This is a genomic window from Myroides albus (assembly GCF_024722315.1).
Lineage (GTDB): Bacteria > Bacteroidota > Bacteroidia > Flavobacteriales > Flavobacteriaceae > Flavobacterium > Flavobacterium album_A.
Window position 1 is genome coordinate 2,585,269 of record NZ_CP102754.1, and the last position, 14,215, is coordinate 2,599,483.

General features: G+C 35.6%; 11 protein-coding genes. 7 read left to right on the forward strand and 4 right to left on the reverse strand.

Features of this window, described 5'->3' with window-relative positions:
* Positions 1-2 precede the first annotated feature (2 nt).
* Positions 3-764: a hypothetical protein gene (locus NWE55_RS11800; RefSeq protein WP_155092724.1), complete on the forward strand. Its 762-nt coding sequence runs from the start codon at positions 3-5 to the stop codon at positions 762-764.
* 300 nt (positions 765-1,064) lie between these two features.
* On the opposite strand, the gene NWE55_RS11805 is transcribed toward NWE55_RS11800, so the two are convergent.
* The 3 genes from NWE55_RS11805 to NWE55_RS11815 all read right to left on the reverse strand — a co-directional run bounded on the left by NWE55_RS11805 (position 1,065) and on the right by NWE55_RS11815 (position 5,516).
* Positions 1,065-2,300, reverse strand: a complete 1,236-nt coding sequence (locus NWE55_RS11805) for a DUF445 domain-containing protein (protein WP_155092734.1) — start codon at positions 2,298-2,300, stop codon at positions 1,065-1,067.
* A gap of 44 nt (positions 2,301-2,344) precedes the next feature.
* A complete protein-coding gene (locus tag NWE55_RS11810; RefSeq protein WP_155092723.1) occupies positions 2,345-4,027 on the reverse strand; it encodes an RluA family pseudouridine synthase in 1,683 nt (560 codons plus the stop codon).
* Between the two features lie 397 nt (positions 4,028-4,424).
* Positions 4,425-5,516, reverse strand: coding sequence for a serine hydrolase domain-containing protein (locus NWE55_RS11815; protein WP_155092722.1), 1,092 nt, complete (start codon positions 5,514-5,516; stop codon positions 4,425-4,427).
* A 203-nt stretch (positions 5,517-5,719) separates the two neighbouring features.
* On the opposite strand from NWE55_RS11815, the gene ffh reads away from it, so the two are divergent.
* The 5 genes from ffh (at position 5,720) to NWE55_RS11840 (ending at position 11,303) form a co-directional block, all read left to right on the forward strand.
* The gene (gene ffh, locus NWE55_RS11820) at positions 5,720-7,060 is read left to right on the forward strand and encodes a signal recognition particle protein (protein ID WP_155092721.1); all 1,341 of its coding nucleotides are present in this window, start codon (positions 5,720-5,722) and stop codon (positions 7,058-7,060) included.
* Between the two features lie 81 nt (positions 7,061-7,141).
* Entirely contained in the window at positions 7,142-8,029 is an 888-nt protein-coding gene (locus tag NWE55_RS11825; RefSeq protein ID WP_155092720.1) for a bifunctional 5,10-methylenetetrahydrofolate dehydrogenase/5,10-methenyltetrahydrofolate cyclohydrolase, read from the forward strand.
* Positions 8,030-8,191: 162 nt separating this feature from the next.
* Positions 8,192-9,451, forward strand: a complete 1,260-nt coding sequence (locus NWE55_RS11830) for an NAD(P)/FAD-dependent oxidoreductase (protein WP_155092719.1) — start codon at positions 8,192-8,194, stop codon at positions 9,449-9,451.
* A gap of 111 nt (positions 9,452-9,562) precedes the next feature.
* Positions 9,563-10,003 (forward strand): bleomycin resistance protein, encoded by a 441-nt coding sequence (locus tag NWE55_RS11835; RefSeq protein WP_155092718.1) that lies wholly within the window; start codon positions 9,563-9,565, stop codon positions 10,001-10,003.
* A 58-nt stretch (positions 10,004-10,061) separates the two neighbouring features.
* Positions 10,062-11,303 (forward strand): YncE family protein, encoded by a 1,242-nt coding sequence (locus NWE55_RS11840; protein WP_155092717.1) that lies wholly within the window; start codon positions 10,062-10,064, stop codon positions 11,301-11,303.
* Between the two features lie 172 nt (positions 11,304-11,475).
* Here the strand turns inward: NWE55_RS11840 and NWE55_RS11845 are convergent, their stop codons facing one another.
* Positions 11,476-12,207 (reverse strand): phytanoyl-CoA dioxygenase family protein, encoded by a 732-nt coding sequence (locus NWE55_RS11845; protein ID WP_155092716.1) that lies wholly within the window; start codon positions 12,205-12,207, stop codon positions 11,476-11,478.
* A 208-nt stretch (positions 12,208-12,415) separates the two neighbouring features.
* On the opposite strand from NWE55_RS11845, the gene NWE55_RS11850 reads away from it, so the two are divergent.
* Positions 12,416-14,191: a MutS-related protein gene (locus NWE55_RS11850; RefSeq protein ID WP_258204078.1), complete on the forward strand. Its 1,776-nt coding sequence runs from the start codon at positions 12,416-12,418 to the stop codon at positions 14,189-14,191.
* Positions 14,192-14,215 lie beyond the last annotated feature (24 nt).

Below are 14,215 nucleotides of genomic sequence, written 5' to 3' on the forward strand. Positions count from 1 at the left end.
TAGTGAATAAGTTTATTGTATTTCTGTTGCTGGGATTATCCACAACACTTCACGCCCAAAGTAACGATTTATCTCAAGCTACTGTCTTGCAAATCCAAGATTTGATTGCTTTGTTTCAATCCAGTGATAAAGAGGCTATAGCCATGAAGATAGATTATCCATTAGCACGTCATTATCCAATTCCAAGTATTGAAAATGAGAAAGAGTTTTTAGTTCGATTTGATCAAGTTTTTGATGCTGATTTCATGGCACAAATTGCCGAGTCAGATTTGTCTCAATGGTCTACAGTAGGCTGGCGTGGTACAATGTTTGACAATGGTGCTTTGTGGTTAACAGAAGACGGAAGGATAAGGGTAATTAATCACTCGTTGGCTTTTGAAGAATCTTGGAGACAAAAGTTGATAGCGCAAGATAAAAAGAGATTGCATACATCGGTTCAACAGTTTAAAGAACCAATTGCTTATATCATATCTGTAGGAAAAATCATTCGCATAGACGAACTGAAAGACAGCAGTTATCGAATGTCTTATTGGAATATAAATCAAAATTTGAGTGAGAAGCCAGAAGAAATTATTGGACAGGGTACTTTGTTTACTGAAGGATCTATGGCAAATCAATATGTTGTTTTTCCAAAGAATTTCTTGGGAGAAGAAGTTACTGTTTACCTTGATGATATGGAAGAGGAGCAACCTAATGCTGTAACTATAACTTATCGAGATCAAATGGGAATAGAAAGAGTAGACAAAGGATATATGAAAAAATAAAAAAGGAGAATACTACTATTCTCCTTTTTTTGGCGGTAATCTGTAATAATAAAACTTGGTTATATTTTGTATTTTAATAAGAGTGAACCTTCTGAATTATCAAAAACAATAATCTTAAGTATATTCTGAATTAATTATAGAGAATATAGAATTGCTTACTGATTTCAGTATGAGTTCTTCTAAACGGATTCTTTTTTGATCCGGTATATTACCAAATTTAGTGAATACGATTCTATTTTTGACATTTTATAGCAGTCAAAATATGTTTGATTTGTATAATTTTAACGATGATTTATTTACTTATAGTAATAAATGCGTAATAATGTAAATCCCAAGACCAACAAGCCCTCCTACCAGTGTACCGTTAATGCGGATAAACTGTAAATCTTTTCCTACTTCTAACTCCAGTTTGTCACTTAATTCTCTACCATCCCAGCGATCCACCGTGTTTCGAATTAGCTCTCCTACTTCTTTTGTGTTTTTAAGTGCTAATTTGTAAATCGTGTGTTTGATCCAATTATTGATTTTTAACTGCATCTCTTGGTTCTGTTCTAAGTCAGTTGCGATGTTGTGAATTGCCGTGCTTATATAGTTTTGTAGGGTTGAACCTTCAGTTTCTAATTGCTCTATTATTGAACTTTTTGTTGAAGACCAAAAGTCTTGTACATAAGATTCTATTCTTTCAGGAGTAATGAATTGAGAAAGGATTTCTTGGAACTTGATTTTCCATTTTTCTTGACTGTCTATTTCAGCTGCGAGTACTTCTAATCGAGTTGTTATTTCTCCGCGAAGTTTGTGATTGGGGTTTGAGTTTATGTCTTCTAAGAAAGTGTGAATACCGTTGACTAACTGATTGGTTACTGCCTTACCTCCAACTAAACTTAGTAGCGGTTTTTTCTCTATAATGGCATTGTAGATTTCTTCTCTGTGTTCTTCTACATAGATTTGTGCTTTTGGCAAAATAACATCTAATAATCGTTGATGTTCTTTTTTCTCAATGGCGTACATTAAGCCTTGAGCAATAAAACTTTGTACTCGGATTGACTCTATTCCTTGTTGTGCTTTGCTACTGAAAAAGTTTACTACACTTTGATCATCTATGTCATTGACTATGTTTTTGGCAAGAATCCTACATTCCTTTTCAACAATCTTTTGATTGTGTTCTTGTCTAAGCCAATTTACCAGTAAGGTGGCAATGTCTAATTTTTCAACATAAGGGCGAATATTTTCTGCAGTTAAAAAATTATCTGTTACAAAGTCTCCAAGATTATCTCCTATTTTGTTTTTGCTATTGACAATTAGATTAGTATGTGGAATTTTTAATCCCATAGGATGTCGAAAGAGTGCAGTGACTGCAAACCAATCTGCTAATGCACCTACCATGGCCGCTTCAGAAAACGCTTTCACATACCCCATCCAATCTGCAGGACTGTTTTTCAAGGTGTAAACCATAGCGATGTAGGTAATTGCCATTAAGAAGAATAATCCAGTAGCGATGCGTTTGTGTTTGCGTAATTGGGACTGTTTATCAGACATCATAGTATATTATTTGATTAGTAAAGTTAACAAAAACTTCTCGTTTAGAACTTTTCTTTTACTTGAAAGCTAATCACTTCATAAGTCTTTGGATGTCTGAAAGTGATGCTTTCAGCATGTAAATACAGGCGATTTGCTTTGGTACCATACAGGTCATCTCCTACAATTGGCGTATTTAGTCCTTCTGGGTGTGAGGCGTGAACTCTCAACTGATGTGTACGACCTGTAATAGGGTAAAAGTACACTTTGGTTTTGCCTTCTTTTCGTTCGATTACTTCCCATTTTGTCTTTGCAGTTTTGCCGTATTCATAGCAAACCATTTGTCTGGGTCTATCGTCTAAATCGACTCTCAAAGGTAAGTCAATGATTCCTTGATCTCCTTCTATTGTACCATCGAGTAGCGCTACATAGCGTTTTTCTACCGTTTTTTTGATGAATTGACTTTGAAGTGCTTTGTGAGAATCCTTGTCTTTTGCAATGATTAATATTCCCGATGTAGCCATATCTAATCGATGTACGATTAGTGGTCCTGTAGCATTGGGATATCTCAATTTCATGCGTTCATAGACAGAGTCTTGGATATAAATGCCTGGAACAGATAGAAATTCATTAGGTTTATTGACGATTGCAAAGTAGTCATCTTCGAATACTACTTCTATGGGTTCGCTTAAAGATTGATTGATTAAAAGCGGGTTATCATCAACTTCTAACCCTTGTAACATATGACCTAAGATAGGTTCGCACTTGCCTCGACACGCAGGGTAAAAGTGTTGGTGTTTGCGTATCTCTGACTTGGGTGAATCTCCCCACCAAAACTCCGCCATACAGATAGGAGTATACCCTTTTAGATAAGCATACTGCAGAAGTTTTGGCGCAGCACAATCACCAGCTGCAGCGGGTGGTTGTTGTAGAGCTGTCTGTTTGAATATATCCAGTAAATCCTGTTCTTGTCCGTTGTTATTCAAAAATCGATATTGGTGAAATAACTTTGTTTGAAGGGCATTTGACTTTTGTTTGCGTTCTTCTTTTAAGGCATTAATAGTCTGTTCAAAATTTTGAATAATATCTTTGGTCTGATCAATTTGCTCTTGCCAATAGAGCATTAGTACTTTTAATTCGTGTTTGTCCCTTAGACTTTGTTTGATTAAATCTTCATTTAGCAACTGAAAGTCGCTTTCCGATAAAATTGCACTTTGTTGATCTCGTATCTTTTTACGCTGTGTTTTTAAGGATTTGAGGTTTTCTTTTTTGGCTGTAATAGCTTGTTTTTCTTCAGCAACTTGTGATAAAAGTAACGCTTTTGCATCTTGGTAAACTCGATCCTGTTCAAGAACATCAATCTGTTTGTTTATTTTGTTTAAGGTAGTTTCTTCTTTTACAAAAAAACCATCCTTATTCCACAGGTCAAAAACAGGGGGTACAAAACAATCTATAGCAGTATGGGTTCCTAACTTACCAGAAAAACCAGCCAAGTAACCAAGCTCGCCTAATTGATTTTTTACAATTAGAACTCCAAACATCTTACCAGTTGGTAAACACTGCGAGTTAGCTTTATCAAATAATGGGCTAATTAAATTATGTGAATGCAACTCTCTTTGCAATTCCTCAGCTGCTTGGATTGCAATAGGATGAGGTTCATAGTAAAAGGGATAAGTGAATTTTTTGGGTAATTCTATGTTTTTTATATCGGATTGAAATCTTCTAAATGCAGAGTCTAATGGAGACATATTATTGTTTATTTGACTGCAAAATTAAGGATAAAATTAATGAGAGTAAATATAGGTGGGAAGTAATGTTTTGTGTTAGTTGATTTTATGTGGGGGTAATTGAGCACTTTAGATCTTGTTCCAAAAGTTGTAGTTCGGTTTTTAAAATATGTTGATTTTGTCACTTTAGCAAAAGAGTATTCTAAAAGTGTTGTAATGGAAAATAACGAAGGAGCATAATAATAAGTATCTCTTATTAATACAATAGGGCATGTATCAACTAAATCTGAGACACTTGCGTGATAAAAATGGAGATAGGTGTTTTGGAGTGATGTGGAACTAAAAGACAACTCCTAAAAGATGTTTATTTGTAGTGTGAAATATTCTTTTAGGAGTAATCTTTAGCGCTTAGGGATACCTATTTATTAGCCTCCTTCATTGCTTGCACTATTTTCATTACAGCCTGTTGAGCGTTGGCAGTACCGCTGTTTGCCATGATGATATAGGCTGTATTGGTGATACCGTCTATTTGAGTATAGGTAAAGAATGTACCATCAGAACCAGCATGATCATAGACGCTTATTGTATCGTTCTTGAGTGTATTCCATCCGATGGCATATCGTTCCTTATAATTGAATATGTAATCGTATGTTTTAGCAGATAATACATTGCTTTGACCTGAAAGCCCTTGCAAATTGAGTTGAATGTATTTGATATAGTTTTCTATATTCATACTGAGGTCACCTGCTGGTTCGATCAGTGTGAGTGCATAGTTATAAGTGGGAGGTACGGATTCTAATACATCGTATTGCATAGCGTGTCCCCAAGGTTGGTTCTCCAAATTGCGATTAGGCCAACCAATTACAAATGAAATCCCCAGTTTTTTTGTTAGAATTTCTTTAGCTAATTCTTCCCAAGATTTTTGGCTTACTTTCTCTAACATAGTTGCAGCAATACTATAACCAGCATTTGAATAGGTATATCCATCTTGAGTTTCTATGGGATCCATGGTCAATACGTGTTTGGCAAATGCTTGTCTTTGTTCTTGTTTATTGCCCTTAAAGATTGGCAAAGTCAGGCGCTCTGTTCCACTTGTAAAAGCGTGAACTTTGGATCTATGTGATAAGTAATCCTGTAGCGTGGCCTTGTGATAAGCTGTATTTGATGAGTCTTTCAACTCAGGGAAAAGATCAAAGAAGGTCGTTTGCCAAGACAGCTTACCTTGCTCTACCAAGTTTGCAGCAATAAAACCCGTTATGGCTTTAGAATTTGATCCCAGGTGGAAGTAATCTTTGATATTTGCCGCTGTAGCAGTTGTTTGCTCTGCAAACTTGTGAAATCCTGTAATATCTACAGTTAAGATCTCGTCTTTTGTCACGATAGCGTAGGCGACTTCAGGAACATTGTGCAAGTTGCGGATACTATCAATTTTGTGGTGTAGATCTTGACTGTATACTGTATTAATCAACCCCAAAGTTAGTGTGGCAATGTATATTGTGAATTGTTTCATGTTTTTGATTTTATGTACAGAACTAATGTACAGTAATAAACAACACAAAGTAGTTTCCGCATTAAATAGTACTGCATCAGTAAGGAGAATTGCATTAATTAGATAGAATATTTAAAAAAAATAAGTTTTACTGCTTTTGCTTTTTGTGACTTAACAAGTTAAATACTATCTTTGGCACCTCAAAGTATTAAAATAATACCGATATGTTTGATAATTTAAGTGATAAATTAGATAAAGCCTTTCATATCCTTAAAGGACATGGCAAGATTACAGAAGTGAACGTTGCAGATACTCTAAAAGAGGTTCGTAGAGCCCTATTAGATGCCGACGTTAACTTTAAGATTGCCAAAGATTTTACCAATAAAGTAAAAGAAAAAGCCTTAGGACAAGATGTATTAACTACATTACAACCAGGTCAATTAATGGTTAAGGTGGTTAAAGACGAACTAACTCAATTAATGGGTGGTGAGGCTGCTGGTGTCAACTTATCAGGTACTCCTTCTGTTATTTTGATGTCTGGTTTACAAGGGTCTGGTAAAACGACTTTTTCTGGTAAATTGGCTAACTTCTTAAAAACGAAAAAGAATAAAAAACCTTTATTAGTAGCGTGTGACGTATACCGTCCTGCAGCTATTAATCAGTTGCACGTAGTTGGTGAGCAATTGGGTATTGAGGTTTATTCAGAAGAAGGAAATAACAATCCTGTTCAGATTGCTGAGAACGCAATTAAACATGCTAAGTCAAACGGGTTTAACGTTGTGATTGTCGATACGGCTGGACGTTTGGCTGTAGACGAGGAGATGATGAATGAAATAGCTAATATTCACAAGGCTATTACGCCACACGAAACTTTATTCGTTGTGGATTCTATGACAGGACAGGATGCTGTAAACACTGCAAAAGCTTTCAACGATAGATTGAATTTTGACGGAGTAGTTCTTACTAAATTAGACGGGGATACTCGTGGAGGGGCTGCAATATCAATTAAATCTGTTGTAAATAAACCTATTAAGTTCATCGGTACTGGTGAGAAAATGGATGCAATTGACATCTTCTACCCAGAGCGTATGGCTGATCGTATCTTAGGGATGGGAGACGTTATCTCTTTAGTTGAGCGTGCACAAGCTCAGTATGATGAAGAAGAAGCGCGTAAAATCCAGAAGAAAATTGCGAAAAACGAGTTTGGTTTTGATGATTTCTTATCTCAGATTCAACAAGTGAAGAATATGGGTAGCATGAAAGACTTAGTAGGGATGTTACCAGGAATGGGGAAAGCACTGAAAGATGTGGAAATTGAAGATGATGCTTTTAAACACATCGAAGCGATTATTCACTCAATGACACCAAAAGAGCGTTCTACTCCTTCTATTTTAGATGCAAAGAGAAAAGCGCGTATTGCTAAGGGATCCGGTACGGATATACAACAAGTGAATCAACTGCTGAAACAGTTTGACCAAATGAGCAAAATGATGAAGATGATGCAAGGAGCAAAAGGAAAGAATTTGATGCGCATGATGGGACAGATGAAAGGTATGCAAAGATAACATTAGAAGAAGGTTTAAGGTTCGTTATGAGGTTTAAACCTTCTTTATTTATACACAACAACACACTTATTACTATTTTTAATGCAACTACTAGACGGAAAAAAGGTATCGGAAGATATCAAGAATGAGATTGCTGTTGAAGTACAACAGATGAAATCTCGTGGTGAAAAAGTACCACATTTAGCAGCAGTTATTGTGGGAACTAATGGAGCAAGTTTAACTTACGTAGGAAGTAAAGTTAAGTCTTGTGAGAAAGTAGGTTTTGAATCTACATTAGTTTCTTTGCCAGAAGAAACGACAGAAGAAGAGCTTTTAGCTAAAGTCAAAGAATTGAATGCAGATCCTGCTATAGATGGGTATATCGTTCAATTGCCATTGCCCAAACACATTGATGAGCAAAAGATCTTATTAGCTATCGATGCAGATAAAGATGTAGATGGGTTTCACCCGACGAACTTCGGTCGTATGGCGTTAGAGATGGAGACATTCTTACCAGCTACTCCTTACGGAATCATGGAATTATTAGAGCGTTATAAAGTTGAAACTGCAGGTAAAAATGTGGTAGTTATCGGGCGTTCTCACATTGTAGGTCGTCCTATGAGTATCTTGTTAAGTCGCAAAGGTTATCCTGGAGATGCTACAGTAACACTGACACATAGCCGTACAAAGAATATAGAGGAGATTACAAGAGAAGCAGATATTATCATTTCAGCATTGGGAGTGCCTTATTTCTTAAAAGGGGATATGGTGAAGGATGGTGTGACTGTCGTAGATGTAGGTATTACTCGTGTACCAGATGCTACTAATCCTCGAGGTTATGTGATCGCAGGTGATGTGGACTTCGATGAGGTAAGCAAGAAAGCTGCGTTTATCACTCCAGTACCAGGTGGTGTAGGACCAATGACAATAGCAATGTTATTAAAGAATACTTTATTAGCGAGATCAAGAAGAGCTAAAAAAGGAGAATAAGAAGAAGATAAATTCGTTATATAAATACGAATAGATATAAGGCATACGATTTCGTATGCCTTTTTTTATATTTTGTATGACACTCATAGTATTGTAACATTTGTTACAATATATACGGTCAAGGATTGATATTTTAGTGTATAAAGCAAAACGACAACAAATATGGAAACTCATTATCAAATTCTCATTATTGGAGCGGGGACAGCAGGTATAATGACTGCTGCTCAGTTGAAAAAAAAAGACAGTTCATTAGAAATTGCAATAATAGATCCTTCTGAAAAACACTATTACCAACCTGCTTTTACATTAGTAGGTGCAGGTGTATATGATAAGCAGAAAACAATACGTTATACAAAAGACTTGATTCCTCGTGGAGTCGATTGGATTAAAGATGAAGTAATCACAGTGAATGCTGCTCAAAACAGCCTTTTGACTGCGGCTTATGGTGAATTTACCTATGATTATTTGGTGATCTGCCCTGGGTTGGTGAATGATTTATCTTTGATTGAAGGGTTGGAAGACGCTGTGAATAAGGGGGTGGTATGTAGTAATTATATCGATCCTGAATATACTTGGAAACTTCTGCAAGAGTTCAAGGGAGGTACAGCTATATTTACCCAACCCAATACTCCTATTAAATGTGGTGGTGCACCACAAAAGATAATGTATTTGGCTTGCGAGTATTTTAAACAAAAAGGAATAGATAAAAAGACTAAAGTCTATTTTCCAATGCCGGGAAGTGTGATTTTTGGAGTCAAGATTATTGCCGAAACTCTAATGGAAGTTATCCATCGTCATGATATTGATTTTATGCCATTTCACAACCCAATTCGCATTGATGCAGATCAAAGAAAGGCTTACTTTAAATTGACAAATACTCAAGATAACCACTGTTTTGTAACTACAGATTTAGATCATATTCGTCAATTAGAAGACGGTATAGTAGAGATGGAGTTTGACTTTCTGCATTTGGCTCCACCACAGACAGCTCCACTATTTATAAAGAATTCCAATTTAGTCAATAATAATGGTTGGTTAGATGTAGACTTACACAGCATGCGACATAAAAGTTTTGCTAATGTATTTGGCCTTGGTGATGTTGCGGGCTTGCCTACTGCTAAAACGGGGGCAGCTGTGCGCAAGCAAGTACCCGTTGTAGTTGACAATCTGTACAAATTAATTAAGGGTAAAGAAGCAGATAATTTCGACTATGAAGGTTATTCATCTTGCCCATTAGTGACAGGGTATGGAAAGATGGTATTGGCTGAGTTTAATTATAAAAATGAATTTATCCCTGATCCGAAACTAAAACAAATGTTGATTAAGGATAGCTCTAAGGAACATTGGCGCTTATGGGCTCTGAAGAAATACATCTTACCTTATTTGTATTGGAACAAAATGATGAAAGGCGAGCAAGTGTAGAATGGGGTTAATAGAGCATGTTGTATTGATAAAGAGACAATAGTCTACTCATTATAATAAACAAGAGAATTAGTGGAGTAGGAATGTTATATTTTTATTTAAAAGAACATTATGAGAAGTGACAATATAAAATGGGCAACTTTAGTGCCGGAATTTGTAGTATCTGATTTAGCTAAAAGCTTACAGTTTTGGTGTGATTACATAGGTTTTGAAGTAATGTATGATCGCAAGGAAGAGTACTTTGTCTATTTAGGTATGGGAGAAGCACAAGTAATGTTAGAACAATATAATCCTGCTGATAGAGAATGGGAGACAGGCATTATGGAAAAGCCATTTGGTAGAGGAATAAACTTTCAGATAGAAGTAAATGCTATAGCACCTATTCTAAAACGACTTCAGGAGGCAAATTATAATGTGTTTATAGATGTAGAAGATCGTTGGTATAGAGCAGAAGATGTAGAGTTCGGTCAGAAGCAGTTCTTAGTACAAGATCCAGATGGCTATTTATTGAGGTTAATCGAGAACTTAGGAGAACGAAAAGTAGCTGAATAAAGTGATTGCATTAGAAGACATAAGTCAATACTTTAGTGCTGTGATAAAAATAGAAAAAATGAAAACAAGAGAAGAGCTACAGAGTAAATGGTATAAGATAGGCGAGAAGTATGCTAAGGAGATTAATGAGATGGTTGCTTTTGGTGCAGAACATGGTTGGGATAATTGGGATGGTAAAGAAGCAGAGGATACAAGAGGTAAACTTGCAGAAGCAGTTATTGAGTTATTAAGAGAGGCAAATACTAATAGTACAGTAGATACTTTTAGACAAGAGTTTCCTCCTGCACACGCTCCCATCGTATCTATTCTTGATGATAAAGGGAGTTATATAGGAGATATTTGTTATATAGCAGAATTTAGCGTTGCTTTTATGCAAGGGACTTCTTATGAAGAAAGACAAGCATATATAGCAAAAGGAACTGAAGTAGTTGCATTAGACAAAGAGATTAAAAGCATCGGACAGTCTATGCGCAATCTTGTTTATGCGATAGCATACGCAGATAAGATAGTGACTCGTCAAGGATGGGAAGGAGAAATTATAACAGAGTTTACATTAGATACTTTAGCGAATATAGGCATTACAAGGCTTATTCCTTTTAATGATGGGCAGAAAGTATTGTTTATCTCTTCAGAGGGAATTTATTTATTAGATACTAAAGAAGAGAAACTGTTGTTTCCAATATTAGAAGAAGGTGAAGAAAATAATGGATTAGCAATGGATCACGCTACTTTGTCTCACGACAACAAGTATATTGTAGTAGGAGATCAGTGTAGTGATCACATTGTTTTGGACAATGAAGGGAAGAAAGTAGGAGTGGTAGGACCACAGTCCTCTTATCCACACTACTGCTTGTTTACAAAAGATGATACACAAGTTTTAGTTAACTCTTGTCATTTTTATAATGGGATATCTATTGGTGTGGCTGCCGTAAAACTTGTAGGTGCTGATATCCCAGGCTGGGAAGAGCATGAAGATATCACATACTTAGACGAGGGAATGCGTGTGTATGCTGGTGTGGCTTTTAATGACTACTATATCTTAGGAGATGCTTATGGATATATCAGAGCAATACATAAAGACGGAAGAGAGCTATGGCAGCACTTCTTAGGTTCTACCATTAGTGGAATGGTATTATCAGAGGATGATAAGACACTATATGTTGGTACGTATGCAGGTATATTACACAAGTTGACTTTGAATAAACCCGTAAGAGATACACATACTATAGGTACTGCCGATATTTATGAAGATTTCCGTTTGTTAGTTTGGAAGAATGAGAACAGCGTATTAGTGTGGTAATCACTTGATATAATAAGGAATAAAGCTACTTTACGATATGTTAAAGTAGCTTTTTTATACTAAGCTGATGGAGAAAGTTATGAAATCCATCAAGAACCTAAACAAAAAATAGTAGACTGGGTGTTAAAGCAGTAGTTGATTTACGTAGTACTTTTTATTTTTTAAAAAGAGATTAAAACACATTGTTGTTGAGCTGACTCAATTCCTCATCAGTAGGTTGATTTCGCTCATCTATAAACACTTTAAAAGCGGGAATGTCATCACAATAGATAATGTCAAGTGAGAAGCGATTGTTGCCATACAGTCCTCTGTGGATACTATTCGCAGAGAAGATAAGTAGATCACCTCTGTTTAGACTAATTATTTGCCCTCGCTCAAGAGCATCACTTGGTTGTCGACCATGCTGAGATAGTCTGGTATCTTCTTCTATTGGTAGGTCCCATTGATGGTGACTCCCTGGTATTAATTCTATTCCAGATTCTTCTGTTAGTGGTATTCTGAAGTGAATGACATTTTCTGTTTTAATCTTTTCTTGCTGTTCTTCTATCGAAAGTCCTGTATACTGTATATCGCGATGCCAATAGTTTTTTTGCTCCTTGTTATAAGGATCAAAGAATAGTTGAGTATTTAAAAATTTAGCTTTAGCAGGAAAGAGGTTTTCTACAATAGCAAGCAATCTTTCACTGGCTATGAATTTAAATAGTTGCATGCGTTCAGCCGTAGAGATAGAAGAACTTCCTGTTAGGCTATGACTATTGATTAGATGAGATTTGTAGACGTCTTGATAATCCTTTAACCACTTTTCGTGAAAGTTAATAAGAATAGGCTCTATGATAGCTAATTCACCTTCTGAGAAGAATAGTGGTAAATAGAGATAACTATTTTGATGAAAGTGATTATACATTAATGATTTGATTTGTATTTGATTAGTCGATTTCGAATATCGGTCCGTAAAACTCTCTTTGTATAAAAGGAATTTTAGACTGAAATATACGTCATTTTTTACATTGAGTTTTCAATAATATAGGGCAATTAAACGGGTAAGATATTTTTAATGGTGTATATTTGTTGGTACTTCTTTTTTTAAAGAACTCTAAAAAACAATTATACTCATGGAAATCTATACTAAGAGATATCACTTATTCCAAATACAATATAGTGCAATTCGTAAAAAATATAAACTGGTTGGTATAGCTCGTTTAGTTGTTTTTTTCGCTATTATCTATTGCTTTTATTTAGCTCTCTCCAATGCAAATGCTAATTACCTCTATGTTACATTAGCGGTTATTGTCCTTTTCTTAAGCTTGTTAAAACTACATGCTAATTATTCGTGGAGAATGCGATATATCCAAGCACTTTTAGATATCAATAAAAAGGAGATGGCTTTTGTAGAGAATGATGAGAGACCTTTTGACTCAGGTGATGAGTTTAAAACTACTGATCATCCTTATGCTTTTGATTTAGATATTTTTGGAAGCAAATCCCTGTTTCAGTTTTTGAATAGAACGGCCTCTTTTATAGGCAAGCAGAAATTAGCAGATTTGTTGAAATCAAGGTTAAGTTCGGATGAAATAGTAATGAATCAAGAAGCGATCAAAGAACTTTCTCAGAAGGTAGAATGGAGACAGGAAATTAATGCCTATAGTCAAATCTCTAATTTAGATGAGACAGCGTATAAGCGACTGCAAAAGTGGAGTCAATCCAATGTGGTTGGTTTGAGCAAAGTAAGCGTGTATTTGAGTTATGTTGTGCCCTGTTTATTGTTGCTGTCGATTATTGGATATTACCTTATCGATAGTTATGTATTTGGGTATGCTGTATCTTTATTATTTTCACTGAATCTTATTTGTACGTTGTCTAAAGCGAGGTATATACAAGCTGAACTTGGTGGTGCGGATAAGGTACACGAAACGATTAATAGCTATAGCTCTATAATCAAGCGCATTGAAAGAGAAACCTTTTCTACAGAGAAGATGAAAGGTTATATCAGCAAATTGAATGCGGACTCTTTTCAAGCCAGTAAAGAGTTAAAAGTTTTGTCGCGTTTATTCGAACAGCTTGAGACAGTGGGGAATATTTTTGTATTAATTGTATTCAATGGCTTTATTCAATACCATGTGCATATCTTTAATCGCTTTTCAAAGTGGAAGAAAGAGAAAGCTCATTTGGTACCTACGGCAATTGAGGTGATTGGTCAAGTAGAAGCTTTAAATTCTTTGGCAAATTACTCATATAATAATCGATCTTATACTTTCCCTACGATTAGCGAGAATGGAGAGATGTCTTTTAAAGATTTAGGACATCCTCTCATCAATGAAAGCAAAAGGGTGTGTAATGATATTGACTTTAGCAATCAGCGATTCGTCATTCTCACTGGTTCGAATATGTCAGGTAAGAGTACTTTCTTGCGAACAGTAGGAGTTAACCTTGTCTTGGCTGCTATTGGTGCCCCTATTTGTGCGTCAAATGCATCAGTGTTTCCGTTGCCATTATTTGTATCCATGCGCCTAACTGATTCTTTAGAAGATAGTGAATCTTATTTCTACGCTGAGGTGAAACGCTTAAAAATGATTATAGAACAAGTTCAAAAAGAGCCTTGTTTTGTTTTGTTAGACGAGATTTTAAGAGGAACAAATTCTGATGATAAACAAAGTGGAACCATAGGCGTAATTCACAAGTTGATTCGAGAGCAAACTTATGGTGTTATTGCTACCCATGATTTAGAAGTGTGTAATACTACTGCTGAGTATCCTGAAGTCTTAATCAACAAGTGCTTTGAAGTTGAGATTAAACAAGATGACTTGCATTTCGACTATAAAATAAGAGATGGCGTGTGTCAAAATAAGAATGCAACTTTCATCATGAAAAAAATGAATATTATCGATTAACTATTATCAATAGAAAATACAAAA

Excerpts from the sequence above, each read along its gene's own strand:
- NWE55_RS11835 (WP_155092718.1), top strand. The coding sequence starts at position 9,563 with ATGAGAAGTGACAATATAAAATGGGCAACTTTAGTGCCGGAATTTGTA.
- ffh (WP_155092721.1), top strand. The coding sequence starts at position 5,720 with ATGTTTGATAATTTAAGTGATAAATTAGATAAAGCCTTTCATATCCTT.
- NWE55_RS11815 (WP_155092722.1), bottom strand. The coding sequence starts at position 5,516 with ATGAAACAATTCACAATATACATTGCCACACTAACTTTGGGGTTGATT.
- NWE55_RS11845 (WP_155092716.1), bottom strand. The coding sequence starts at position 12,207 with ATGTATAATCACTTTCATCAAAATAGTTATCTCTATTTACCACTATTC.
- NWE55_RS11840 (WP_155092717.1), top strand. The coding sequence starts at position 10,062 with ATGAAAACAAGAGAAGAGCTACAGAGTAAATGGTATAAGATAGGCGAG.
- NWE55_RS11850 (WP_258204078.1), top strand. The coding sequence starts at position 12,416 with ATGGAAATCTATACTAAGAGATATCACTTATTCCAAATACAATATAGT.
- NWE55_RS11805 (WP_155092734.1), bottom strand. The coding sequence starts at position 2,300 with ATGTCTGATAAACAGTCCCAATTACGCAAACACAAACGCATCGCTACT.
- NWE55_RS11825 (WP_155092720.1), top strand. The coding sequence starts at position 7,142 with ATGCAACTACTAGACGGAAAAAAGGTATCGGAAGATATCAAGAATGAG.
- NWE55_RS11830 (WP_155092719.1), top strand. The coding sequence starts at position 8,192 with ATGGAAACTCATTATCAAATTCTCATTATTGGAGCGGGGACAGCAGGT.
- NWE55_RS11810 (WP_155092723.1), bottom strand. The coding sequence starts at position 4,027 with ATGTCTCCATTAGACTCTGCATTTAGAAGATTTCAATCCGATATAAAA.